We start from the raw sequence: 271 nt of genomic DNA, 5'->3' as shown, positions 1-271 counted from the left end.
CCCGTCCAACATCGTCCACCGCCAAACCGACAAGGTAAAAGATGCCGTGTTCGGAGTGAAGGAGAAAATCATGGGAGCCGCGGACGACGCCACCACCACCCTCCACACCCGCGCCGGGCACACCGGCAACGCACTGGGCCACGCCGGCGAGACCGTCGGCTCCACCCTCGGAGACGCCGGCCAGGCAATCAGCGACGCCCCGGCCCAGGTCAAAACCAAAACCCAGGGCAACCCCCTGGCCGCCGGCCTGATCGCGTTCGGCGCCGGCATG

Annotated in this window: 1 pseudogene; it reads left to right on the top strand. The window is 68.3% G+C overall.

Annotation, left to right across the window (positions count from 1 at the left end):
- Nucleotides 1-271: pseudogene (locus ACLKOZ_RS05790) on the top strand (DUF3618 domain-containing protein); the annotation flags it as partial.

This window comes from Arthrobacter sp. R4, from assembly GCF_051365025.1.
Taxonomy (GTDB): domain Bacteria; phylum Actinomycetota; class Actinomycetes; order Actinomycetales; family Micrococcaceae; genus Arthrobacter.
This window is presented reverse-complemented; position numbering and strand designations above follow the sequence as displayed.